Source organism: Rhizobium sp. 01L419, from assembly GCF_056400025.1.
This window is the reverse complement of record NZ_JBFTSM010000003.1, coordinates 201559-225521: the sequence shown is the minus strand read 5'-3', so window position 1 is coordinate 225521 and position 23963 is coordinate 201559. Positions and strand designations below refer to the sequence as shown.

General features: G+C 60.2%; 25 protein-coding genes. 14 read left to right on the top strand and 11 right to left on the bottom strand.

All coding sequences use genetic code 11. The features are described 5' to 3' along the window. Window positions 1-34: 34 nt before the first annotated feature. From AC1DUP_RS08090 to arsC, 5 genes are all read left to right on the top strand, one after another. Complete coding sequence (locus AC1DUP_RS08090) at window positions 35-1534, top strand: globin-coupled sensor protein (protein WP_113307071.1); 1500 nt, start codon at window positions 35-37, stop codon at window positions 1532-1534. A gap of 95 nt (window positions 1535-1629) precedes the next feature. Next, on the top strand, window positions 1630-2145 hold the full coding sequence (def, locus tag AC1DUP_RS08085; protein ID WP_113298605.1) for a peptide deformylase: 516 nt from the start codon (window positions 1630-1632) through the stop codon (window positions 2143-2145). A 94-nt stretch (window positions 2146-2239) separates the two neighbouring features. After that, complete coding sequence (gene fmt, locus AC1DUP_RS08080) at window positions 2240-3175, top strand: methionyl-tRNA formyltransferase (protein WP_477832379.1); 936 nt, start codon at window positions 2240-2242, stop codon at window positions 3173-3175. Next, a complete protein-coding gene (truA, locus tag AC1DUP_RS08075) occupies window positions 3175-3981 on the top strand; it encodes a tRNA pseudouridine(38-40) synthase TruA (RefSeq protein ID WP_115035802.1) in 807 nt (268 codons plus the stop codon). Before fmt ends, truA begins: the two co-directional genes overlap by 1 nt. Continuing rightward, window positions 3959-4363 (top strand): arsenate reductase (glutaredoxin), encoded by a 405-nt coding sequence (gene arsC / locus AC1DUP_RS08070; protein ID WP_477832378.1) that lies wholly within the window; start codon window positions 3959-3961, stop codon window positions 4361-4363. Before truA ends, arsC begins: the two co-directional genes overlap by 23 nt. Here the strand turns inward: arsC and AC1DUP_RS08065 are convergent, their stop codons facing one another. The 3 genes from AC1DUP_RS08065 to dapD form a co-directional block, all read right to left on the bottom strand. Further along, window positions 4364-4960 carry a hypothetical protein gene (locus AC1DUP_RS08065; protein WP_113298374.1) on the bottom strand — a complete coding sequence of 199 codons (597 nt, stop codon included), beginning with the start codon at window positions 4958-4960 and terminating at the stop codon, window positions 4364-4366. Further along, window positions 4947-6140 (bottom strand): succinyl-diaminopimelate desuccinylase, encoded by a 1194-nt coding sequence (gene dapE / locus AC1DUP_RS08060; protein ID WP_477832377.1) that lies wholly within the window; start codon window positions 6138-6140, stop codon window positions 4947-4949. Before dapE ends, AC1DUP_RS08065 begins: the two co-directional genes overlap by 14 nt. A 103-nt stretch (window positions 6141-6243) precedes the next feature. Further along, window positions 6244-7101, bottom strand: coding sequence for a 2,3,4,5-tetrahydropyridine-2,6-dicarboxylate N-succinyltransferase (dapD, locus tag AC1DUP_RS08055; protein WP_477832376.1), 858 nt, complete (start codon window positions 7099-7101; stop codon window positions 6244-6246). A 195-nt stretch (window positions 7102-7296) separates the two neighbouring features. Here dapD and AC1DUP_RS08050 point away from each other — a divergent pair, with 195 nt between their 5' ends. Then, window positions 7297-8172: an LOG family protein gene (locus tag AC1DUP_RS08050; protein ID WP_113298377.1), complete on the top strand. Its 876-nt coding sequence runs from the start codon at window positions 7297-7299 to the stop codon at window positions 8170-8172. Between the two features lie 99 nt (window positions 8173-8271). On the opposite strand, the gene AC1DUP_RS08045 is transcribed toward AC1DUP_RS08050, so the two are convergent. Continuing rightward, complete coding sequence (locus AC1DUP_RS08045; protein ID WP_477832375.1) at window positions 8272-8895, bottom strand: EF-hand domain-containing protein; 624 nt, start codon at window positions 8893-8895, stop codon at window positions 8272-8274. A 102-nt stretch (window positions 8896-8997) separates the two neighbouring features. Then, the gene (locus tag AC1DUP_RS08040) at window positions 8998-9705 is read right to left on the bottom strand and encodes a pyrimidine 5'-nucleotidase (protein ID WP_477832374.1); all 708 of its coding nucleotides are present in this window, start codon (window positions 9703-9705) and stop codon (window positions 8998-9000) included. A 186-nt stretch (window positions 9706-9891) separates the two neighbouring features. Here AC1DUP_RS08040 and bchE point away from each other — a divergent pair, with 186 nt between their 5' ends. The 3 genes from bchE to AC1DUP_RS08025 are packed head-to-tail and all read left to right on the top strand — an operon-like array spanning window position 9892 to window position 13320. Beyond that, entirely contained in the window at window positions 9892-11421 is a 1530-nt protein-coding gene (bchE, locus tag AC1DUP_RS08035) for a magnesium-protoporphyrin IX monomethyl ester anaerobic oxidative cyclase (RefSeq protein WP_477832373.1), read from the top strand. Window positions 11422-11476: 55 nt separating this feature from the next. After that, entirely contained in the window at window positions 11477-12553 is a 1077-nt protein-coding gene (locus AC1DUP_RS08030) for a bifunctional transcriptional activator/DNA repair enzyme AdaA (protein WP_477832372.1), read from the top strand. Further along, window positions 12550-13320, top strand: coding sequence for an isocitrate lyase/PEP mutase family protein (locus AC1DUP_RS08025; protein WP_477832371.1), 771 nt, complete (start codon window positions 12550-12552; stop codon window positions 13318-13320). The genes AC1DUP_RS08030 and AC1DUP_RS08025 overlap by 4 nt, the downstream gene beginning before the upstream one ends. On the opposite strand, the gene AC1DUP_RS08020 is transcribed toward AC1DUP_RS08025, so the two are convergent. Then, window positions 13305-14222, bottom strand: a complete 918-nt coding sequence (locus tag AC1DUP_RS08020) for a LysR family transcriptional regulator (protein WP_477832370.1) — start codon at window positions 14220-14222, stop codon at window positions 13305-13307. The genes AC1DUP_RS08025 and AC1DUP_RS08020 overlap by 16 nt on opposite strands. A 120-nt stretch (window positions 14223-14342) precedes the next feature. Here AC1DUP_RS08020 and AC1DUP_RS08015 point away from each other — a divergent pair, with 120 nt between their 5' ends. Continuing rightward, on the top strand, window positions 14343-15188 hold the full coding sequence (locus AC1DUP_RS08015; protein ID WP_477832369.1) for an oxidoreductase: 846 nt from the start codon (window positions 14343-14345) through the stop codon (window positions 15186-15188). A 33-nt stretch (window positions 15189-15221) separates the two neighbouring features. Here the strand turns inward: AC1DUP_RS08015 and argB are convergent, their stop codons facing one another. Then, a complete protein-coding gene (gene argB / locus AC1DUP_RS08010; protein WP_113307059.1) occupies window positions 15222-16109 on the bottom strand; it encodes an acetylglutamate kinase in 888 nt (295 codons plus the stop codon). Between the two features lie 156 nt (window positions 16110-16265). On the opposite strand from argB, the gene AC1DUP_RS08005 reads away from it, so the two are divergent. The 3 genes from AC1DUP_RS08005 to AC1DUP_RS07995 all read left to right on the top strand — a co-directional run bounded on the left by AC1DUP_RS08005 (window position 16266) and on the right by AC1DUP_RS07995 (window position 18187). Next, a complete protein-coding gene (locus AC1DUP_RS08005; protein ID WP_477832368.1) occupies window positions 16266-16802 on the top strand; it encodes a sigma-70 family RNA polymerase sigma factor in 537 nt (178 codons plus the stop codon). Beyond that, a complete protein-coding gene (locus tag AC1DUP_RS08000; protein WP_477832367.1) occupies window positions 16799-17518 on the top strand; it encodes an anti-sigma factor in 720 nt (239 codons plus the stop codon). Before AC1DUP_RS08005 ends, AC1DUP_RS08000 begins: the two co-directional genes overlap by 4 nt. 111 nt (window positions 17519-17629) lie before the next feature. After that, entirely contained in the window at window positions 17630-18187 is a 558-nt protein-coding gene (locus AC1DUP_RS07995) for a fasciclin domain-containing protein (protein ID WP_113307057.1), read from the top strand. 149 nt (window positions 18188-18336) lie between these two features. Here AC1DUP_RS07995 and yihA read toward each other — a convergent pair whose 3' ends face one another. The 4 genes from yihA to rpmH all read right to left on the bottom strand — a co-directional run bounded on the left by yihA (window position 18337) and on the right by rpmH (window position 21468). Further along, window positions 18337-18990 carry a ribosome biogenesis GTP-binding protein YihA/YsxC gene (yihA, locus tag AC1DUP_RS07990; protein ID WP_113507459.1) on the bottom strand — a complete coding sequence of 218 codons (654 nt, stop codon included), beginning with the start codon at window positions 18988-18990 and terminating at the stop codon, window positions 18337-18339. A gap of 129 nt (window positions 18991-19119) precedes the next feature. Further along, window positions 19120-20913: a membrane protein insertase YidC gene (gene yidC / locus AC1DUP_RS07985; protein ID WP_113307055.1), complete on the bottom strand. Its 1794-nt coding sequence runs from the start codon at window positions 20911-20913 to the stop codon at window positions 19120-19122. Then, a complete protein-coding gene (gene rnpA / locus AC1DUP_RS07980; protein ID WP_113298390.1) occupies window positions 20913-21311 on the bottom strand; it encodes a ribonuclease P protein component in 399 nt (132 codons plus the stop codon). The genes yidC and rnpA overlap by 1 nt, the downstream gene beginning before the upstream one ends. 22 nt (window positions 21312-21333) lie before the next feature. Continuing rightward, entirely contained in the window at window positions 21334-21468 is a 135-nt protein-coding gene (gene rpmH, locus AC1DUP_RS07975; RefSeq protein ID WP_016552555.1) for a 50S ribosomal protein L34, read from the bottom strand. Window positions 21469-21921: 453 nt separating this feature from the next. Between rpmH and AC1DUP_RS07970 the strand changes: the two genes are divergently transcribed. Further along, window positions 21922-23913, top strand: a complete 1992-nt coding sequence (locus AC1DUP_RS07970; protein WP_477832366.1) for a methyl-accepting chemotaxis protein — start codon at window positions 21922-21924, stop codon at window positions 23911-23913. The last annotated feature ends 50 nt before the right edge of the window (window positions 23914-23963 follow it).

Below are 23963 nucleotides of genomic sequence, written 5' to 3'. Positions count from 1 at the left end.
TCCCCTCCGCATCCGCGCCAGATAGAGATCCTCCATGACTCCCCAGCAGACCGATAATGCCCTCAAGCAGCGCCTTGACTTCATTGAGCTCGACGATGAGGCACGCAAGAATCTGCGGGAGCTGCGGCCGGCGATCTCCGAGCTGCTCGGCGGCGCCCTGGACAAATTCTACAATAAGCTTGCCAAGACTCCGGCTGTTGCAGGCTTCTTTTCCGACAAGGCCCATATGGGTCACGCCAAGAAGCGTCAGCAGGAACATTGGGGCAATCTTTCCGGTGGCAATTTCGACCAGAGCTATGTGAATGGCGTCACGGCCGTCGGCCGCACCCATGCTCGCATCGGCCTGGAGCCGCGCTGGTATATTGGCGGCTATGCGCTTGTCATGTCGGAGCTCGTCCGGGGCCTGATGGAAAAGCAGTGGCCATCGCTCTTTGCCCGCCAGCAAGGAAAGGCGCTTGCCGAAAAGCTGACCGCCGTCATCAAGGCGGCGATGCTCGACATGGATTATTCCATCTCCGTCTATCTCCAGGCGCTTGAGGAAAAGCGCCAGGCGCTGGAAGAAGAACGCGCTCGCTCCGAAGCCGATCAGGCGCTGGCACTGGAACATCTGCGCCGCGGCCTCGAAGCGCTGTCGCGCGGCGATCTCGAAGCGACCCTTCCTGCCGATCTGCCCGGAAATTTCCGGGAGATGGCCGAGGACTATAACAGGGCCGTCAACGCTCTTCGCAATTCCTTCACCTCCGTCCGCACGACGTCCGGCCACATTCTTGAAGGCGCCGATGTAATGTCCAAAGCGACGGACGATCTTGCCTTGCGCACCGCGCAGCAGGCTGCGGGCGTCGAAGAAAGCTCGGCTGCGCTACAGCAGCTCTCCGTCAGCGTCAGCCAGACCGCCGCCAATGCCGAGAAGGCGTCCGGCGCCGTGCGCGAAACACAGGAAAAAGCCAAGAATTCCGGCGAACTCGTCAACAGCGCCGTTTCGGCCATGGCTGGTATCGAGAAATCTTCCACCGAAATCGCCAAGATCATTGGCGTCATCGATGAGATCGCTTTCCAGACCAACCTGCTGGCGCTGAACGCTGGCGTCGAGGCCGCCCGCGCCGGTGATGCCGGCAAGGGCTTCGCCGTCGTCGCACAGGAAGTCCGTCAGCTTGCGCAGCGCACGGCCGATGCCGCCAAGGAGATCAAGAACCTGATCTCCGAAAGCTCGACACAGGTGAACGAGGGGGTGAACATCGTCAGCAGCACCGGTGAGGCGCTGAGCGACATGATCAGCCGAATCGACATCATCAACAGCTTCGTTGCCGATATTGCGGCTGCCGCGCGCGATCAGGCAACGGGCGTCAACGAGGTGAGCGTAGCGATCCGTAATATGGACACCATCACCCAGCAGAATTCCGGCATGGTCGAGCGTACGTCGGCCGAAACCCGCAAGCTGAAGGATGGGGTCGAAAACCTCATTGAACTGCTGCAGCGTTTCCGTGCAAGCGCCGAAGGCCGTCAGGTTGCTCGTGCCGCTCGCCGCGCAGCCTGACAATCCGGGCGAAAACCGGGCAGGCGCTGCAAAAAACCGCAATCCCTGCCCAGCGGATAATTCCCTACTGTGAAAAGATGGGTTATGGGAACGCCATGACCATCAAGCCACTCATCATTCTTCCCGATCCCGTTCTCCGTCAGGTTTCCAAGCCGATCGAGCGGGTTGATGCTGATCTCCAGCGCGTTGTCGACGACATGCTGGACACTATGTATGACGCACCGGGCATCGGCCTTGCCGCAATCCAGGTCGGTGTTGCGCGCCGGATGCTCGTCATCGATCTTTCGAAGGAAGGCGAGGAAAAACAGCCGCTCGTCTTCATCAATCCGGAGATCGTCAGCTCCTCGGACGAACGTTCCGTCTATGAGGAAGGCTGCCTTTCCATTCCCGATTATTATGCTGAAGTGGAACGGCCCGCCAAGGTTACCGCCAAATATCTCGACCGCGAAGGCAAGGAGCAGAGCGTGGAGGCTGACGGCCTTCTGGCGACCTGCCTCCAGCACGAGATCGATCACTTGAATGGCGTGCTTTTCATCGATCATATATCGAGGCTGAAGCGCGAGATGGTGATCAAGAAGTTCACCAAGTCCGCCAAGTCTAAGGCGCTTTGAACCGCCAAGGCGAGGGAATACAAGGCTTCGAAGGGCTTGATCTCAAGCTCGTAAACCCGTTTGAAGACGGCTGATCCTCAATTGGCGAGATAGAATGTCTCTTCGTATTGTTTTCATGGGAACGCCCGACTTCTCCGTCCCGACGCTGCGCCTGCTCGTCGACGCCGGCCACCAGATCGTTGCCGTCTATACCCAGCCGCCGCGGCCGGGCGGCCGGCGCGGGCTCGATCTTCAGAAATCGCCAGTGCACCAGGCGGCCGAACTGCTCGGCCTGCCGGTTTTCACACCAATCAATTTCAAAGATCCCGAAGAGCGTGAGCGCTTCCGCGCGCTGGGTGCCGACGTCGGCGTCGTCGTCGCTTACGGGCTGCTGCTGCCCGAAGCTATCCTGACCGGCACGCGTTACGGCTGCTACAACGGCCATGCCTCGCTGCTGCCGCGCTGGCGTGGCGCGGCCCCCATCCAGCGGGCGATCATGGCGGGCGACGCAAAAACCGGCATGATGGTCATGAAGATGGACAAGGGCCTCGATACAGGCGACGTGGCACTGACCCGCGAAGTCGAGATCGGCGCCAATATGACGGCAGGCGAATTGCACGACAGGCTGATGCATGTCGGCGCCAAAGCCATGGCAGAAGCCATGGTCAGGCTGGAGATGGACGATCTGCCGCTCACACCGCAGCCTGCCGAAGGCGTGCTCTATGCCGCCAAGATCGACAAGGCGGAAACGCGCATCGATTTCGGCCGCAACGCCAAGGAAGTTCACAATCACATCCGCGGCCTCGCACCCTTCCCGGGTGCCTGGTTCGAACTTGAAAGCAACGGCAAGCCCGAGCGTATCAAGGTGCTGGGCTCCGAGCTTGATATGGGTCAGGGCGCAGCCGGTGAGCTTTTGACGGATGACCTTGTGGTCGCCTGTGGCGCCGGCGCCATCCGCTTGACCAAACTCCAGAAGGCTGGCGGCAAACCGCTCGCCGCCGCCGATTTCCTGCGCGGCGCGCCGCTTGCCGCGGGCACGAGGCTCGCCTGATGCCACGTTACCGCATGATCGTCGAATATGACGGCGGACCCTATGTCGGCTGGCAGCGACAGGACAACGGACCGTCGGCGCAAGGCGCGATCGAAGCCGCGATCTTCTCGGCGAGCGGCGATACCGTTTCTATCCGTGGTGCAGGGCGCACCGATTCAGGCGTTCATGCCATGGGTCAGGTCGTCCATGCCGATCTCTCGAAGGAATGGTCCCCCTTCAAACTGCAGAATGCGTTGAACGCCCATCTGAAGCTCGCCGGCGAGAAGGTGGCGATCCTGAGCGTCGAGCTAGCGAGCGAATTCTTCGACGCCCGGTTTTCGGCGCTTCGGCGGCACTATCTCTATCGTATCATCACCCGCCGGGCACCGCTCGCACTGGAGGCGGGCAAGGCATGGTGGGTGCCGAAGTCGCTGGATCATGAGGTCATGCATGCTGCCGCCCAGACACTCGTCGGCAATCATGACTTTTCCACCTTTCGTTCGGCTCACTGTCAGGCCAACAGCCCGGTGCGCACTCTCGACAGGCTGGACGTGACCCGCAATGGCGAGCTCGTCGAAATTCGCGCCACCGCCCAGAGCTTCCTGCATAACCAGATCCGCTCCTTTGCCGGAACGCTGAAGCTGGCGGGCGAAGGCAAATGGACGCCTGAAGATGTGCGGGCAGCACTCGACGCGCGCGACCGAAAAGCCTGCGGCCCTGTAGCGCCGCCCGACGGGCTCTATTTCATGCAGGTGGATTATCCCGAAGTGATCACCGATCGCCGCAAACCGATGGATGAAAACGATGACGGTGACGATCTATCATAATCCGGCCTGCGGCACGTCGCGCAACACGCTGGCCATGATTCGCCAGTCCGGCGAGAAGCCCGAGATCATCGAATATCTGAAGACGCCGCCGACACGCGAACGGCTTGTCGAACTGATCGCCACGATGGGCATATCCGTCCGCGATCTTCTTCGTCAGAACGGAACGCCTTATGCCGAACTTGGCCTGGATAATCCTGCTCTGACCGACGAAGAGCTGCTCAACGCGATGATGGCGCATCCGATCCTCATCAACCGGCCGACCGGGGTGACGGAAAAGGGCGTGCGGCTGTGCCGACCGTCCGAAGCGGTCCTGGGCATTCTGCCGAATCAGGACATCGGCACCGTCACCAAGGAAGATAGTGAAGTCGTCAAACCACGCTGACTACGATGGATAGATGCCGAGGAAATTCTGCAGATATTCCGATAGCAGCATCGATGGGACCAGGAGCACCAGCGTCAGAGCGCCGACCATCAGTGCATGGCCGTGGCAGATCATCCTCAGGACGCGCGCCAGCGCGAAGACCTGCGCCAGCATGAAGACGAGCAGCAGCAGCGACACGACACCGACGGAGCCCGGCAGGAAGAACACGAGCGCCAGTAGCAGCCCGTTGATATAGGCGAGCGGCACGTTGAGCCAGTTGAAGCCGACGACGACAGGCGCGAAACGCTCGCCCATGCGGAAAGCAAGCAGCAGCAGGCCGGCAAAAACCAGCGGCACGAACCAGTTCGCAAGCTCCACGAGCCCAAGCCGAAAATAGAAGGGAAAGCCGACGTCGGCCTCCGGCGGCATGGACCGGAGATAGGCATTGCGCCACCAGAGCCACGAAATGCCCGTCGGCGGCAGGCACCAGATGATCGCCCAGAAGGAGCGGTTCACGCCGCGATCCGATATGTCGAGGAAGCGGAAACCGCGCGGGTCGAGCTTGATCAGCAACCAGATGCCGGCGAGATAATATTGAACCTCTCTAAAGCCCGGCATTCGCAAACCATCGTTCGATGAAAGTCTCGTAGATCGCCGTCAGGGTCTCCAGATCGGCAACCGCGACCCGTTCGTCGACCATATGCATGGTCTGGCCGACGAGGCCGAATTCCACGACCGGGCAATAATCCTTGATGAAGCGGGCATCCGACGTGCCGCCCGTCGTCGACAATGCCGGCGATGCACCGGTGACGCTTTCCACTGCCGAGGACAGCGAGGCGATCAGCGCGTTGTTGCGCGTCAGGAAGACATGGCTCGGGCGGTCTGCCCAGATGATCTCGTAGTTCACCGGCTCGCGGCCTGGCCGCAATGCACCGTCCGCCGCTGCCGCGTCGAGCCGCCGGATGATCTCGGCTCGCAGCGTATCGGCCGTCCAGGTATCGTTGAAACGGATGTTGAAACTCGCCGAGGCCTTCGCCGGAATGACGTTGGTCGCGGGATTGCCGACATCGACCGTCGTCACTTCGAGATTGGACGGCTGGAAATTATCCGTGCCGGCATCGAAGGGCGGATCCATGAGCGCTTGGGTGAGTTGCAGCATGCCGCGCACCGGATTGTCGGCAAGATGCGGATAGGCCGCATGACCCTGCACGCCGTGCACGACGATCTTGCCGGACAGCGAGCCGCGCCGGCCGATCTTGATCATGTCGCCAAGCTTGTTCGGATTGGTCGGCTCGCCGACGACGCAGGCGTCCCAGCGCTCGCCGCGTTCGGTCGCCCACTGCAGCAGCTTGATCGTGCCATTGATCGAAGGGCCTTCTTCGTCGCCGGTGATCAGGAAGGAAATCCAGCCCTTCGGTGCGCCGTGTTTTTCGACATGGCGGGCGACAGCGGCAGCAAAGCAGGCGATGCCGCCCTTCATGTCAACCGCGCCGCGACCGAAAAGCTCGCCATCGGCGATCTCGGCGGCAAAGGGGGGATGTGTCCAGGCGGCTTCATCGCCGACGGGCACGACATCGGTATGTCCCGCAAACATCAGGTGCGGACCTTCGGTGCCGAGGCGGGCATAGAGGTTTTCGACATCGGGCGTGCCGGCCTCTTTCGAAACCATCCGGTCGACCTTGAAGCCGAGGGGCGAGAGCATCGCTTCGAGCGCCGAAAGCGCTCCGCCCTCTGCCGGCGTCACGGAAGGGCAGCGGATCAAGGTCTGAAGATTGGCAATAGGATTCGTGGCGGTCATGATGGTCGAATTATCCGGTGGGAATGGCAAAGGCGTGGCAAGGCGCGAGCCCGCCTTGCCCAAAAAGACGCCGATTGTTTACCGAATCAATGTCGGGCTGTCATCAATCTCTGAGCAGTTCGTTGATGCCTGTCTTGGAGCGGGTCCGCTCATCGACGCGCTTGACGATCACGGCGCAGTAGAGGTTCGGAGCCTGCTGGCCGTTTGCCATCGTCTTGTCCGATGGCAGCGAGCCTGCAACGACGACGGAGTAGGGCGGCACTTCGCCATAGGTGATTTCGCCGGTAGCGCGGTCGACGATCTTGGTCGACTTGCCGATGAAGACGCCCATGCCGAGCACGGAGCCTTCACGCACGATGCAGCCTTCGACGACTTCCGAACGGGCGCCGATGAAGCAATTGTCCTCGATGATCGTCGGGCCGGCCTGCATCGGCTCCAGAACGCCGCCGATACCGACGCCGCCGGAGAGATGTACATGCTTGCCGATCTGCGCGCAGGAACCGACTGTGGCCCAGGTGTCGACCATCGTGCCTTCGCCGACATAGGCGCCGAGGTTGACGAAGGACGGCATCAGGATGGCGTTCGGAGCGATATAGGCCGAGCGGCGCACGACCGCATTCGGCACGGCGCGGAAGCCGACGGCGCGGAACTGGTTTTCGCCCCAGCCCTCGAACTTCGAGGGAACCTTGTCCCACCAGGTCGACTGGCCGGGACCGCCCTTGACGACTTCCATGTCGTTGAGGCGGAAGGACAGCAGCACTGCCTTCTTAAGCCACTGATTGACTTTCCAGACGCCGTCGGCGCCGCGCTCGGCCACGCGCGCCTTGCCTTCGTCGAGCAGGTTAAGAGCCGCCTCGACCGCATCTCGTACTTCACCCTTCGTCGACGTGTTCACATTGTCGCGATTGTCGAAGGCGGTTTCGAGGGTCTTTTCGAGGGATGCGAGGTCGATGGCGCTCATGGGAATTCCTTAAACTTCGATCTTTATCGTGGAGACGGCAGAGTCTCCGGAATTGCGGTTGGCGGGCTGTCACCCGATCTACAGCATGCGCCCGTAAAATGGAATAATTTTTCGGACAAGATCATATCTGGATTCAAGGCGTTATAGCGACATATCCGATCACTCGTGACCGGTGATACTGAAAGGCATTTCGACATGGCAAAGGCAAGAAACGGCGGTGCACGGCGCAAGGATGGCGTCTGGGACCCGCTAAAGAGCAGTTCGACCGACAGGCAGCGCGCGGAAGCGGTTCCGAAGACGCCGCAGACGCTCTCGCCGGCCTATCGCCTTGCCTATGTGGATGAGGACTTCCTCTGCCGCGAGGAGCTGCGGCCGATCCGCCTGCAGCTCGAGCTTCTGAAAGTCGAGATGATGCTGGCTGAGCGCGGCATCAAGTCGACTGTCGTCATGTTCGGCGGCGCCCGCATTCCGGCACCCGGCCAGAGTGCCTGGGCTGCCCGCAACGAGACCCAGCGTGTTAACCTCGAAGCGGCATCGGTCTATTATGACGAGGCCCGCAAATTCGCCCGTCTCTGCTCGCGCTATGCGGCCGGTTTCGATTTCCACGAATATGTCGTGGTCACCGGCGGTGGCCCCGGCGTCATGGAAGCGGGAAACCGCGGCGCGGCGGATGAGGGAGCCCCATCGATCGGCCTCAACATCGTGCTGCCGCACGAGCAGGCGCCGAATGCCTATGTGACGCCCGAGCTCAGCTTCAACTTCCACTATTTCGCGATCCGCAAGATGCATTTCATGGTGCGCGCCAAGGCAGTCGCAGTCTTCCCCGGCGGCTTCGGAACGCTGGACGAATTCTTCGAATGCCTGACGCTGATCCAGACCGGTCGCATGGAGCGAATCCCGCTGCTGCTCTTCGGTTCGAAATTCTGGCACAGCATCATCAACTTCGAGGCGCTTGCGGAATTCGGGACGATCGCCCCTGAAGACGTGAACCTGATCAGCTTCGTCGATACCGCTGACGAAGCCTGGAAGATCGTCCAGGATTTCTACGAGCACCGCGAGGGTCATCTCTAAAGGTCGCAACGAAAAACCCTCTCCCCGCAAGGCGGGAAGAGGGTTTCGGGTGAGGGGCAAACCCCTCGCGATACCTAGCAAAGGATCTGTCATTTCCTCCTAGAGGAAGGGATGGTCCGGCATGTCATCAATCGAGATCACGCCGTCCTTGTTGCGGTCCATGCGATCGAAGAACTTGTTGAAGGCGGTTTCCGCCTCCTGCTTGCTGATTTGGCCATTCTCATCGGTATCGATGCGATGCATCATCAGCGAGGCGCCCATGATGCGCATGTTCATTCCATGATGGCCGTCGTGATCGGGCCGGCCATGACCATTGTTGTCGGCCGTCTTCGGATCTGCTTTCTCATCCGCATTGCCCTGCTTGGCCGAAACCGCTTCGCGGCGCGCCTTGAACTGCGCCTGGCGGTATTCGCGGATTTCGCCGGGGGTCAGCGAGCCGTCGTGGTTGGCGTCAATAGCGGCAAAGATCTTCTCCATGCCATCGGTCGCCTCCTGTTTGGAAATCTGTCCGTCCTTGTTGGTATCGAACTGCTTCAGCATGCGCACGAAGGCGATTTCGCGGAAGGCCTCGCCACGCGGACCGCCCATCATGCTATGCTGCATTTTGCCATGGTGGCCTGGATGATCGGCCTGGTCGCCTGGGGCTGCGAAGCTGGACCCGGCGGCTGCGCCGAGGAGAAGAACAGAGGAAAGCGCCGTCAGGATAAGCTTGTTGCGGTACATATCAGTGCGTCCTTTCGTAGGATGTCCCTCGATACGAAAGGTAGGACCGAACAGTGCCACGGCCGAGTTAAACATCTGTAAGACGGATGAAACTTTGGTAAGCTAGCCGGTAATCTTCTTCAGGAAATCAGCGAGATCGTCGGTGACGAAATCGATGTGATCATCCTCGCCGCTCGTTTTCTCCCACCATTCTACGACCGTCTCTTCCAGATTGCGCGGGACGAGCAGAACGGTCTGCATGCCGAGCGCCTTCGGTACGGTGAGATTGCGCGGCAGGTCCTCGAACATTGCGGCCTTGCCGGTCTCGACCTTTTTCAGCGCCGTGAATTTGTCGTAGGTCGCCTGCGCCGGCTTCGGCAGATAGTCGGCCGCGACGATATCGAATATGTCGTCGAAATGGTCGAGGATGCCGAGCGCGCCGGCCGTCGCCTGTGCATGCTGGACGCTGCCATTTGTGAAGATGAACTTGCGCCCCGGCAGGGATTTGATGGCTTCGGCGAGTTCCGGCTGCGGGGTGAGCGCCGTGTAGTCGATCGCATGCGCCTTTTCGAGGAAGTCGTTGGGATCGACGCCGTGATGGATCATCAGCCCCTGCAGCGTCGTGCCGTGATCGTAATAGTACTGCTTCTGCAGCTTGCGGGCCTCTTCCTGCCCCATTTGCAGAAGCGCCGAGACATAGGCCGTCATGTTCTTGTCGATCTGCGCGAAGAGATTGACATGATGCGGATAGAGCGTGTTGTCGAGGTCGAAGACCCATTCGGTCACATGCTCGAAATCGTTCTTGCTAGGCGTACGGTCGATCTTTGTCATAGCCGCCCTTATGGCATGGCCGCGGCGGGAAACCAAAGGCTTTTGCTTGCAGGTCCGGCCCACCCAAGATTCCCTAAAAATGCCGCCAGATTTTCACAACTTTTGAGAGATTTTGGCTGACTTTCGCCACCGATCGCTGATGACCTCTGCTTGCGTCAGACAGGGGGCCCGCAAGGGTGAAGTCGCATGAAGATTATTCTGATAAATCCGCCGCATACCGCGATCGGCAGCCGCATTCCCGATGATCATCTTCCACCGCTCGGCCTTCTTTCTATTGCAGGTCCGCTGATCGACGATGGTCATATCGTCAGCCTCATCGATGCAGAATTCGGGCCGCTGACGATTGCAGACATCGTCAGCCGGGTCGTGGGCGGGAGTCCGGATCTTGTGCTGATCGGCCATTCCGGCTCGACGTCGGCCCATCCCACTGCCCGCGTTATCGCAGAAGCTATCAAGCGCGGCGATCCCAAAATCTCCATCATCTATGGCGGCGTGTTTCCCACCTATCACTGGCGAGAGGTGCTCGCCGAGACCGGGGCATTCGATATCGTCGTGCGCGGCGAGGGCGAGGAAACGATGCGGCGCCTAGCCGATGCCCTGGCGGCGAACCGTCCGCTCGCGACCATCCCCGGAATCGCCTTTCGCGATGGCCACGGCGAGGTGCTGGCAACACAGCCATCGCAGGCGATCGCCGATCTTGATTCCTACCGCGTCGGCTGGGAGCTGATCGACCATCGGAACTACAGCTACTGGGGCGGCAAACGCGCCGTCGTCATGCAGTTTTCCCGCGGCTGCCCGCATCTCTGCAATTATTGTGGTCAGCGAGGCTTCTGGACCCGTTGGCGTCACCGCTCGCCGGAGCTTTTCGCTCGCGAGATCGCAAGGCTCCATCGCGAAGAGGGTGTCGAACTCATCAACCTCGCCGACGAGAACCCGACATCCTCGCGAAAAGCCTGGCTGGCTTTCCTCGAAGCGATGATCGCCGAGAATGTGCCCGTGCAGATCGTCGGTTCGACACGGGCAGATGATATCGTTCGGGATGCCGATATCCTGCACCTCTACCGTAAGGCAGGCGTCGTGCGCTGGCTGCTCGGCATGGAAAACACCGACGAGGCAACTCTGGCCCTGATCAAGAAGGGCGGAGCCAAGACAACCGATCGCGAGGCGATCCGCCTCCTGCGCCAGCACGATATCCTCTCCATGGCGACCTGGGTTGTCGGTTTCGAAGAGGAGAGGCTGAGCGATCTCTGGCGCGGTTTCCGCCAACTTCTCTCCTATGATCCAGACCAGATCCAGGCGCTCTATGTGACGCCGCATCGCTGGACGCCCTTCTTCCGTATCGCCCGAGAACGGCAGGTGATCGAGACCGATATCCGTAAATGGGACTACAAGCATCAGGTCCTGAAGATGCGGCACCTGAATCCGCTCGTGCTGACCGCCTGCGTCAAGCTGATCGAGGTCGCTGTCCAGGCGCGGCCGAAGGCGCTGCTGCGCATCCTCTTTCATCGCGATCCGGAACAGCGCCATTCCATGCGCTGGTACACGCAGATGGGCCGCCGTGTCTGGTTTCACGAGATCGTCGAATTCTTCTTTCGCCGCCGTCATCTCAAGGATGGCCCGACTCTTGAGAATTTCTGGGGCGCGCCACAGGATGCGGAGGAGGAATCCATGCTGCGCCCGCAGCGGAATGTGAAGAGCCTCGACGCTGCGGAATAAAATAGACGCCCGATTTTCGGCGGACGGCGCAGGCGGAGGGTGTTAGAAAGCGGACATGCTTTTCGAACGCCCCGATGACGACACGCTCTACGATGCCCTGATCGCGCGCAGCGCCGATTATGAGGGCCAAGCCTATGTCTGCGTCAAGACGACAGGCATCTTCTGCCGTCTGACCTGTCCGGCGCGCAAGCCGAAGCGGGAAAACACCATCTTCTTCGATACGATCGCCGCCTGCATGCATTCCGGCTTCCGCCCCTGCCAGCGCTGCAGGCCGCTGGAGCATCCGGGCAGGGAACCGATCGTTGATGAACTGCTGGCGCGGCTCGACAGCGAACCGGAGGTGCGCTGGACGGAAGATGAGCTTGTGCGCCGAGGATATGATCCATCGACGGTGCGCCGCGCTTTCAAGCGAGCGCTCGGCATGACCTTCCACGATATCGTTCGCTATCGCCGGCTGGGTGAGGCAGCGCGGCAGCTCGCCGATGGTGCGCGTGTCATTGATGCGCAGCTCGATGCGGGGTATGAGTCCCCGAGTGGCTTCCGGGCGGCTTTCCAACGCCTTGTCGGCAAGGCGCCGGTGCTCTCGCAGAACCGCGAACTGCTCTTTGCCGACTGGTTCGACACGCCGCTCGGGCCGATGGTCGCCGTGGCCGACCGAACGCACCTGCATCTCCTCGAATTTCACGACCGCAAGGCACTGCCGACCGAACTCGAAGCGCTGCAGAAGCGTGTTCGCTCCTCGGTCGCGATTGGCCGCACGCCGGCAATCGACCAGATCGAGGCGGAGGTCAGGGACTATTTCGAAGGCAGGCTCACCACCTTCAAGACGCCGCGGGCACTCGGCGGCACACCCTTCGAAAAACATGTCTGGGCGAAACTCATCGAAATTCCCGCCGGCCAGACGCGCGCCTATGGCGATCTGGCGCGGGAGATGGAACGGCCGGAGGTGGTGCGTGCCGTCGGCCGCGCCAATGGCGCAAACCAGCTTGCCATCATCGTACCTTGTCACCGCATCCTCGGTGCGGACGGATCGTTGACGGGCTATGGCGGCGGACTCTGGCGCAAGCAATGGCTGCTACGGCATGAAGAAAAGATCAATGGACAAGCACCCGACCTGGAGAAGACAGCATGAACCAGACTGAAAAAGCCGAGCTTTTCGGCACGCTGCACCGCAAGGGCAAGCCCGTCATTCTGTACAATATCTGGGATGCAGGAACCGCCAAGGCTGTGACGGAGGCCGGCGCAAAAGCGCTTGCGACCGGAAGCTGGTCGGTCGCCGCCGCCCAAGGTTATGGCGACGGCCAGAAACTGCCGATGGATGCGCTGATCGAGACGGCGCGCTCGATCACGGCCGTCAACGACCTGCCGCTCTCGGTCGATTTCGAAGGCGGATATTCCACGGAACCCGCCGGTGCCGCGGCCAATGTCGCAAAGCTCATTGAGGCAGGTGCCGTGGGTATCAATCTCGAGGACCAGCGCGTCGGCGAGGCCGGCCTTCATCCCATCGAGGCGCAGGCAGCGCGCATCCGCGCCATCAGAGAGATGGCCGAGGCACGGGGCATCGATTTCTTCATCAACGCTCGTACGGACCTCTTCCTCCAGGAGGGCGATGGCTCCAGGCATGCTGGTCTGGTCGACGCAGCGATCGAGCGCGGCAAGGCCTATGCGGCGGCAGGCGCCAGCGGCTTCTTCGTGCCGGGCCTGATCGAACCGGCGCTGATCGAGAAGATCTGCGCCGCCTCCACGCTGCCGATCAATATCATGATGAAGACGGGCGCACCCGATCCGGCAGCGCTGGCAAGGCTCGGCGTCTCACGCATCAGCTATGGCCCGGGGCCTTACCGGGCCATGATGGAAAAACTGAAGGAAGCGGCGGCCGCGATCTATTCGGCCAACTGACCGTTATTGGCGAAGCTCTGCATTATGCCGATGGCCTGAGCCAGGAAATTGCGGACAATAGGAGAGCGCTCGTCGCGGCGGGTGGCGAGCGTCAGCCGTGCTGTTGGCGCTTCGCCTGAAATTGCGACGTAGCGAACACCGGGAATATTGATCTTCACCATGTCTGCCGGCACGATCGAGACGCCGAGACCGACGGCGATCAGGCTGGCAATCGAGGTGATCTGCGGTGCCGATTGTCCGAGCTGCGGTTCAAAGCCCGCCCGCCGGCACGCGGCGATGATATCGTCGAAAAAGCCGGCACCTGCCTCGCGCGGAAAGAGGACAAAGATTTCTCCAGTCAGTTCATCAAGGCGCAAGGTCTGCGCCTCCGATCGGGGATGTCCTGATGGCAGGATAATGACCATGGGTTCTTCGGCGAGCAGGTGACATCGGGCCTGCAGGCGGTCATCGCTCCCCGGGCGGACAAAGACGGCGTCGAGTTCTTCCGCATCCAGCAGCTCCAGCAATCGCGCAGTGGGTGCTTCCTCCAGATCGAGTTCGACGGCTGAGTATTTCTCGCGAAAGGCATTGACCACGGTGGGTACGATCGGATTGAAAACTGCCGAGCTGGTGAAGCCTATCCGCAGCCGTCCGCGCTCGCCGCGCGCCGCACGCATAGCGGATTGCTTGGCCTGTTCGGCTTGCAGCAATATTGCGCGCGCTTCCGGCAGGAAAACCTTGCCTGCTGCCGTCAGTTCCGCGCCATTCGACAGGCGACGGAAAAGTGATGCACCAATCTCGTTTTCAAGATCGCGTATCTGATTGCTGAGTGGCGGCTGGCCGATGCCGACCTTCCGCGCGGCGCGCGTAAAATTCAATTCTTCAGCGACCGCGATGAAATAACGAAGATGGCGAAGCTCCATGCAATACTTTTAAGATATCACATTCGTCTGTGCAATATATTGGAACTATCTCTCCTGCGCTGCCAAATGACGGTGTGCGCCACATTGTGCGTGGCGCTTGCAGCAGGACAGGAGTTCACCATGAGTTCAATTGAAAAGCGGTTCCTGATCACCGGTGTCAGCTCGGGCTTTGGCCGCGCCTTTGCTGAGGCCGCACTGGAAAAGGGCCACCGCGTGGTGGGAACGGTACGGAATGATGAAGCGGCGGCCATGTTTGAAAACCTGGCGCCAGGTCGTGCCGCAGCCGTCCATCTCGACGTCGCCGATATCGAGACAATCGAGCCGGCCGTTGCCGATATCGAGAGGTCAATCGGTCCGATAGATGTTCTTATCAACAATGCCGGCTATGGGCATGAGGGCACATTGGAGGAATCGCCGATCGATGAAATGCGTCGGCAATTCGAGGTCAATGTCTTCGGCGCCGTCGGAATGATGAAGGCCGTCCTGCCGTTCATGCGCGAGCGGCGGTCGGGCCATATCATCAACATCACATCGATGGGCGGTTTCGTCACCATGCCAGGCATCGCTTATTACTGCGGCAGTAAATTTGCTCTGGAAGGCATGAGCGAGGTTTTGGCGAAGGAAGTGAAGGATTTCGGCATTGCCGTCACGGCGGTAGCTCCCGGCTCGTTCCGCACCGACTGGGCAGGGCGCTCGATGGTTCGTACCGACAGGAGCATCGCCGATTACGATGCGCTCTTTGATCCTATTCGCCAGGCACGTGAGGAAAAGAGCGGCAAGCAGACGGGCGATCCCCGCAAGGCGGCTGCAGCGGTCATGGCATTGGTGGAGGCTGAAAACCCGCCAGTCCATCTGCTGCTCGGCGCCGACGCGCTTGCACTTGTCCGCGACAAGCTCAGGAACCTGAGCTCCGAAATCGATGCCTGGGAAGATCTGACGCTCTCGACGAGTTTTGCCGAAGCATAGGAAAAAGGCGCCCCGAGAGGGCGCCTTTTTCGATCAGGGAACGATCAGCGTGCCGACGCCGTGCTCGGTGAAGATTTCGAGCAGCACGGAATGGGCGGTCTTGCCGTTCAGGATGACAACGCCCTGCACGCCGGCCTTGATGGCCTCGATGCAGGTTTCGACCTTCGGGATCATGCCGCCGGAGATCGTGCCATCGGCAATCAGCGCATTGGCTTCGGCCACCGACAGCTCCTTGATGAGCTGGCCCTGTTTGTCGAGCACACCAGGCACATCTGTCAGGAACAATAAGCGGGTGGCGTTCAGCGCACCGGCGATGGCGCCGGCAAAGGTGTCGGCATTGATGTTGTAGGTCGCGCCGTCGCGGCCCGGAGCAACCGGAGCGATGACCGGGATCATCTCGGAGCGGGCAAGGAGGTCGAGCAGCGTACGGTCGACTTCCACCACTTCACCGACAAAGCCGAGATCGAGCACACGTTCGATGTTGGAATCGGGGTCCTTGACGGTCTTGCGGGCCTTTTCGGCGAAGACCATGTTGCCGTCCTTGCCACAAAGGCCGATCGCCCATTCGCCGGTCTGGTTGATCAGCGCGACGATTTCCTTGTTGATCGAGCCGGCGAGCACCATTTCGACGATCTCGACCGTCTTCTGGTCGGTGACGCGCAGGCCGCCTTCGAACTTCGACTCGATGCCCATCTTCGTCAGCATCGCGCCGATCTGCGGGCCGCCGCCATGCACGACGATCGGATTGACACCGGACTGCTTCAAAAGTGCGATATCGCTGGCAAAGGCCTTGCCGAGCTCGGGATTGCCCATCGCGTGGCCGCCGTATTTCACGACGATCGTCTTGTTTTCATAACGCTGCATGAAGGGCAGCGCCTGGGCAAGAAGACGTGCCTGCATTTCGCTTTCGGACTCGTTCATGGGGAACCCCGCGCAATTGATCGCGGCCTTTTATCTCAAGTTTTTGACAGAGGGAATAATCCGGCACGCAATAGTTTTTCGTATCTAAGGCCGACCTGGGAACTTGCCAGTTCATATTGAAACCACTGAACCGGAAATCGTTCAATCGAGGGCGGCATGACAGGCGACTTTGCAGAAATGATTGGCCGCATCGCGCTCGGGGACCGAAAGGCCTTCACCGCGCTCTATAATCAGACCAGCCCGAAACTTTTCGCCATCTGCCTGCGTATCCTGGATAGCAGGCCGGAAGCCGAGGAGGTGTTGCAGGAAGTCTATGTGAAGATATGGCAACGTGCCGGTGCCTTCACAGCAGGATCGGCGACATCTGCTGCCTGGCTTGCGGCTATTGCCCGCAATCAGGCAATCGACATGCTGAGAGCGCGCAAGCCCATAGCTGACGAAATCGATAGTGTGCTCGGCATTGCCGATACTGGTCCCGATCCTGAAGCACAAGTCGTGATTAAGGATGAAGGAAGGCGGATTGACACCTGCATGGAAGAGTTGGAAGCTGATCGTGCGGTCGCGGTGAAACGGGCTTATGTCGAAGGGCTGAGCTATCAGGAACTGGCCGATCAGTTTGGTGTCCCGCTGAATACTGTGCGGACATGGCTAAGACGCAGCCTGCTGAAACTGAGAGAGTGCATGGAACGATGACATCGCCCGACAAAAGCAAGGGAGACCGCTCCCGGGATGAGGTTCTCGCCGGCGAATATGTGCTGGGCGTCCTCTCCCTTCAGGACCGCAGGATCGTCGAGGAGCGCATGCGCCGCGACCGGCCGTTTGCTGCCATCGTCAGCCGCTGGGAGGTCAATCTTTCCAGCTTCAACGATGAATATGGCACGGCCACACCGAGCCGCGAGACCTTCAAGCAGATCGAGGCGCGCCTTTTTGCCGATGCAGAAAATCCACCGCGCTTTTCACACGGACTCTGGAATTCCGCCGTTTTCTGGCGCTCGCTGACTTTTGCCTCGCTTGCGGTCACCTTGGGCGTCATCGCCTTCGCCTCGGGTCTCGTGCCCCAGCCTCCGGCATCGGCACCGCTGGTGGCGGACCTCTCGGGACAGAACAACCAGGTCAACCTGACGGCCTCTTACGATATTCAGAATGGCCGATTGAAGATTGTGCCTGTTGCGGCCGGCAAACCGGAGGAGAAATCTCTCGAACTCTGGTTTATGCCTGGCGGCGGCACGCCTCGTTCCCTTGGTATTTTCCAGCCCGGCATGAATGGTGAACTGGTGATCCCGATGGATATGCGCAGCCAGATTTCCGATGGCGCGACGCTGGCCGTCAGCTTGGAGTCATTTGGCGGCTCGCCCACACATCAGCCGACCGGCCCCGTCGTCGCCAGCGGTGCGATCCACAGGCCTTAAAACAAAAATCAGTTTCCTGAAACTCTTCTGCAGCGCCTTCCGTAGTTGCTGATATCCGGGCGGCGCAGGGCATAAAGCCAGCGGCTGCGACCGGGTGCAGAGGAGAAAATCATGTTGAAGTCCGCCTTGCGCGCAACCGTTCTCGCCGCCGCTTTTTCCGCAATTGCATTTGCCGCCCAGGCAAAGAACCCGACGGTCGGCGGTGCCGCCATGTTCGAAAACAAGAACATCGTCGAGAACGCCGTCAATTCCAAGGATCACACGACCCTGGTCGCAGCCGTCAAGGCTGCCGGCCTCGTCAGCACTCTGGAAGGCAAGGGTCCCTTTACCGTCTTCGCGCCGACCAACGAGGCATTCGCTGCCCTGCCGAAGGGCACTGTCGAAACGCTGCTGAAACCTGAAAACAAGAACAAGCTGGTCAAGATCCTGACCTGCCACGTCGTTGCCGCTGACGCCATGTCAAAGACCGTCGCCAAGATGATCAAGGACGATGGCGGCGAGCACGACATCAAGACGGTCGGCGGTTGCGTGCTCAAGGCAAAGGAAAGCATGGGCAAGATCACGCTAACGGATGAAAACGGCGGCGTTGCCCACGTCACCATCGCCGACGTCAAGCAGTCGAACGGCGTCATCCACGTCGTCGACAAGGTGCTGCTGCCGAAGATGTAAACTTAAAGCATGTCGCGCAAAAGCGTGCGGCGGTTTTGCGATAACGACATGCGAAAAACAAAGACTTAAAGCGTGGCAAGCGAATCTGAAAGATCGCGACACGCTTCAAGTATCGGCAGAGGCAGGAGGCGTCCTTCGGGGCGCCTCTTTTATTTCCAGTTGGCGACACCGACCGTTTCGGCGATCGCCTGGCGCAGCTCGTCCAGCCCTTCGCTTTTTTCCGAAGAGGTGGAAAGCACGGCCGGATAGGCGGCCGGGCGCTTGCGGATTTTCTCTGCCGTTTCTGCGAGCAGCTTCGGCACGGAAGGCGCCTTGATCTTGTCCGTCTTGGTCAGCACGACCTGGTAGGAGACGGCCGCCTTGTCGAGTAGCGTCAGGACATCGTCGTCATTCTTCTTGATGCCGTGGCGGCTGTCGATCAGCACGTAGACGCGCTTCAGCGTAGAGCGGCCGCGCAGATAGTCGAAGACGAGCTTCGTCCAGTTATCCACCTGTTCCTTCGGTGCCTGCGCATAGCCATAGCCCGGCATATCGACCAGCGCCATCGGCGGCAGGTCGCCGGCTTCGCCCGAATATCCATCCGGAACGAAGTAGTTGAGCTCCTGCGTACGGCCGGGCGTGTTGGAGGTACGTGCCAGGCCCTTCTGGCCGACCAGCGCATTGATCAGCGACGATTTGCCGACATTCGAGCGGCCGGCAAATGCCACCTCCAGCGGTCCTTCCGGCGGAAGGAACTTCATGGAAGGAACGCCGCGAATGAAGATCCAGGGGTGGCCGAAGAGCGGCTTTGCGGTTTCAGGCATGCTAATTCTGCAATCTCCGGGTTCGGAATGAAACCGGCTTCGTGTTTTTAAGGCGGATTGTCAAGGTTCAGCCCACAAGGTGATCGGGTGGCCCGAAACAAAAAGCCCCGCCGAAGCGGGGCTTTTCGACTATTTCGATGGCGCCGGTTTTCGCTTGAACAGGCCCTTCAGATTGTCGAAGAGCTCGATCTTCACGCCGTGACGCCTCATGATCACCGACTGCTGCAGCACCGAGAGCGTATTGTTCCAGGCCCAGTAGATAACGAGGCCGGCCGGGAAGCTTGCCAGCATGAACATGAACACCAGCGGCATCCAGTTGAAGATCATTGCTTGCGTCGGGTCGGGTGGCGTCGGGTTCATGCGCATCTGCACGAACATGGTGACACCCATGATCAGCGGCCAGACGCCGAGATGCAGCAAGGCCGGTGCTTCGAAGGGCAGCAGGCCGAAGAGGTTGACGATCGTCGTCGGATCGGGTGCCGAAAGGTCCTTGATCCAGCCGAAGAACGGCGCATGGCGCATCTCGATGGTGATGTAGATCACCTTGTAGAGCGAGAAGAAGATCGGGATCTGCAGTGCTACCGGCCAGCAGCCGGCGATCGGATTGATCTTCTCTTCCTTGTAGAGCTGCATCGTCGCCTGCTGCAGGCCCATGCGGTCGTCGCCGAATTTTGCCTTCAGCTCTTCCATCTTCGGCTGCATGCGCTTCATGTTCGCCATCGAAGCGTACTGCTTGCTGGCGAGCGGGAAGAACAGCGCCTTGACGACGATGGTCGTGCAGAGGATCGCCACGCCGAAATTGCCGAAGTAGCGGAAGAAGAAGTCCATCAGCTTGAACATCGGCTGCGTGAGGAACCAGAACCAGCCCCAGTCGATCAGGCGATCGAAATTCGGGATGGAATATTTCGCTTCATATTCATCGACGACAGGCACTTCCTTGGCGCCGGCAAAGACGAGGTTCTTGACGTCGACCGTCGCTCCGGGAGCGATCGACAGGCCCTCACCCTTGAAATCGGCCTGATAGCGCGGCTGACCGTCCGTGAAATGCGAGAAGCGGGAATCGAAGGGAACGGTCTGGCTCGGGATGAGAGCCGCAGCCCAATACTTGTCGGTAATGCCGATCCAGCCGCCAGTGACCTGCGGGTTGGACTGGTTTTCCTTTTCGATCGCCGTGTACTTGCTCTCGGAAATGCCGCTGCCTGCGCCGAGCACGCCGAGGAAGCCCTCATGCAGCACGTAGACCGAAGGCGTCGTCGGCTTGTTGTAGCGCGTCACGCGGCCATAATTGGACAAGGATACGGCGGCGTCGCCGCTATTGGTGATCTTGTCGACGACGGTGAACATGTAGCGGTCGTCGACGGAAATCGTCCGGCTAAAGGTCAGGCCCTTGTCGTTGGTATAGGTCAGCGTCACCGGCGTCTTTTCGGTGAGCTTTGCACCCTCAGGCGCGGTCCAGACGGTAGACGCGCCGGGAACGGCGCCTGTCGCGTCAGTGCCGATATAGCCGAACTCGGTGAAATAGCCGTCCTTGGTTTCAGCCGGCGAGAAGAGCGTGATGATCGGGCTCGAGTCATCGACGGTCTCGTGATAGCCCTTCAGCCTCAGGTCGTCGAGGCGCGCACCGGCGAGGTTGATGGAGCCGGAGAGGGCAGCCGTGTCGATTATGACGCGCGGCGACTTTGCAAGTGCTTCCTCGCGGGTAGCCGTCGCTGTGGCCTGACCGGTGGGAGCTGCGCCGTTCGGCTGCGCGCTTTGACCGCCGGCGGCAGGCTGTTGCGTCTGCTCGGTCTGCTGCTGTGCCTTCTGGGCTTCCTGAGCCTTGCGCTGAGCCTCGATGCGAGGGTTCATATAGAGGAATTGCCAGCCAAGGACGATCAGCACCGAGAGAGCGATCGCAATGAAGTAATTGCGGTTGTTTTGCATCATACGTTCCTGGGGCGCTCGTCTTTTGGGCGCCTGTGTTTCGGCCTGGTTTCCACGCGGGCTTTCAGTTCCGCGGCCAGTTCATCGAAGGACGCCGTCAATACGTCCCTGCGGGCGACAACCACATAGTCGTGTCCGGGCTGCATTGCAAACCCTGCATGAAGCCGCACCGCCTCTTTAAGGCGCCGCCGCATGCGGTTTCTTTCGACCGAGTTGCCATGTTTTTTGGTGACTGTGAAGCCGACGCGGGCTTCGCTTTCTTCCTTGCGGTTCAGCACCTCGAGAAGGAAGAGACTGCCGCGGCGCTTTTCGCCTTCGCGGACTGCAAGAAACTGCGGGCGGCTCTTGAGCCGCCCGGCAGTCTTTTTGTCTTCATTGGTCTTCAATTCGCCCGTCATGTTCTATCGGGCAATTCCGGCCTTAGGCCGAAAGACGCTTGCGGCCGCGTGCGCGGCGAGCAACGATGACCTTGCGGCCGCCCTTAGTGGCCATACGCGCACGGAAACCGTGGCGGCGCTTGCGAACAAGCTTCGAGGGCTGATAGGTACGCTTCATTTATTTTAACACCGCGGAGTGCGGCCCTTCTTGAATTTGCATAATGCAAGGAGCGTGGTTTTTCGAACGGGCGAGGTCATGAAGACCTGAAATGACCGGACGTGCGGCGGCTTATACGGATGAAGCCTGCCGAAGTCAATTATGACAGGCCGATTCGCTCCCGCGGCCCGGCGGGATAGTAAGATTTCGCACTCCGGTGTTAACGAATACGACCGTTCACGATATGGTTGTATATTTCGTCCCAAGGCTTCAGCAAGCTTGCAGCCAGAGCTTTTATTCCTCGAAGATGCTCGAATCTTGACGGGGCATATCGTGCATCACAGTAAATATAGGTAATTTCTTGTAGCTGTTATTGTTAATATTCGAAATACAACATTAACGAATTTACCCGATCTTTCAGTGCATCGGCTGGGAATTTGCTTTCCGGGCATTGTGTGAAGCGAGGAGCGTTCGTTGAAAATTCGCGGCAAAATCAATCTTCTTGTGTCCGTCATGGGTGGCGTTGCGCTGTTGATCGGTGCCACTGCGCTGTCGGCGATGCACGAGTACAACGCGAACCTGACGGCTTATGAGCATGCTGCGGCCCGTGCCTATGCCGGCGAACGCCTCAACCGCTTCGTCACCGCCGTCGTCATGGAATCGCGCGGCATCTATGCTGCAAAGAGCCTCGAACAGACACCCGCCTTTGCCAAGGGCCTGATGACCGATCTGGATGAGATCGACAAGGTCATCGCCGGTTGGACGCCGCTTGTGCCTGACAGCCAGAAGGATTCCTTCACCAAGCTTGTGGACCGTGCCAAGGAGTTCCGAACCTTCCGCACCGAGACGGCTCGCCTCGGCACGCAGGTGAGCCCGCAGGCGGCCAACGAACAGGGCAACAACGACGCCAACCGCGCCAACCGCAAGGCCTTCCAGGGCGAGATCGACGCGATCGTCAACACCGACAAGGCCGAACTGACGGCCGTCAACGATCAGATCGAGGATTTCCGCAGCTGGATCCTGATGCTGGTGCTGAGCATCACCGGCATCGGCATCGCAGTCGGCGTTGGCATGGGCATTTACATCGGCACCAGCCACCTGAGCCGGCCTATCAAGAAGGTGACGCAGGCGATCAAGGACGTCGCGGACGGCAATTTCCAGGCGGAAGTGCCCTTCGCTGGTCGCAAGGACGAAATCGGCGAGATGGCAGCTGCCGTCGCCATCTTCAAGGAAAACGGTCTCGTCATCCAGCGCATGAACGCCCAGGAAGCGGCGATGCGTGCAAAGAGCGACGACCTTCAGTCCAGCATGTCGGTCGTCGTCGCGGCCGCAGCCGCCGGCGATTTCAGCCACCGTATCAGCAAGGATTATGAGGACGAGAGCCTCAACCAGTTCGCCGGCAATATCAATCGGCTGCTGTCGAGCGTTGATGCCGGCGTCGACGAAACCCGCCGCGTCATTGCAAGCCTTGCTGACGGTGACCTGACGCAGAGCATGCGCGGCGAGTTCCAGGGTGCCTTTGCCGAACTGCAGAAAAACGTCAACAACACGTTCGTGACGCTGCAGTCGACCATGCGCGAGGTGCGCGAGACAACCGAAGCGATCAACGGCAATACCAACGAACTCAGGAACGCCAGCGACGATCTTTCCAAGCGCACGGAACAGCAGGCTGCAGCACTTGAGGAAACCTCCGCTGCTCTCGATGAAATCACTGCTGTCGTTCAGAATTCGACCGAACGCGCCCAGGAAGCGACCATCATGGTCTCCGAGGCGAAGGACAATGCCGGCCGCTCCGGCGTCGTGGTTCGCAACGCTGTCGATGCCATGGGCCGTATCGAACAGGCCTCCCGCGAAATCAGCCAGATCATCAACGTCATCGATGAGATCGCCTTCCAGACCAACCTGCTTGCGTTGAATGCCGGCGTCGAGGCCGCCCGCGCCGGTGAAGCCGGTAAGGGCTTCGCTGTCGTGGCCCAGGAAGTGCGCGAACTTGCGCAGCGCTCGGCAACGGCTGCCAAGGACATCAAGGCGCTCATCACCAAGTCCGGCGATGAGGTGCAGGTCGGCGTCAAGCTGGTTCAGGCGACGGGCGAAGCGCTCTCCGAGATCGAGACGCGGGTCATCGCCATCAACGATCACATCCATTCGATCGCGACTGCGGCAAAGGAGCAGTCGACCGGCCTCAAGGAAGTCAATACCGCCGTCAACCAGATGGACCAGGTTACCCAGCAGAACGCCGCGATGGTCGAGGAAACCTCGGCTGCGACCCACAAGCTGTCAGCCGAAGCCGACGGCCTCGTGCGCCTCATCTCCCGCTTCAAGGTCTCGAATGATGCACAGGTGGCGGTCGCCCGCCAGCAGCATCACCAGCCGGTCGCCTCACCCGCGCGCCGCGCGGTCGCCCGCGTTGCGCGTGCCTTCGGCGGCAATACCGCCGCTGCGGAGCAGAGCTGGGAAGAGTTCTGATCATAGTCCTGAACGCTATCGGAGCGCCGCCTGTGGGCGGCGCTTTCGTT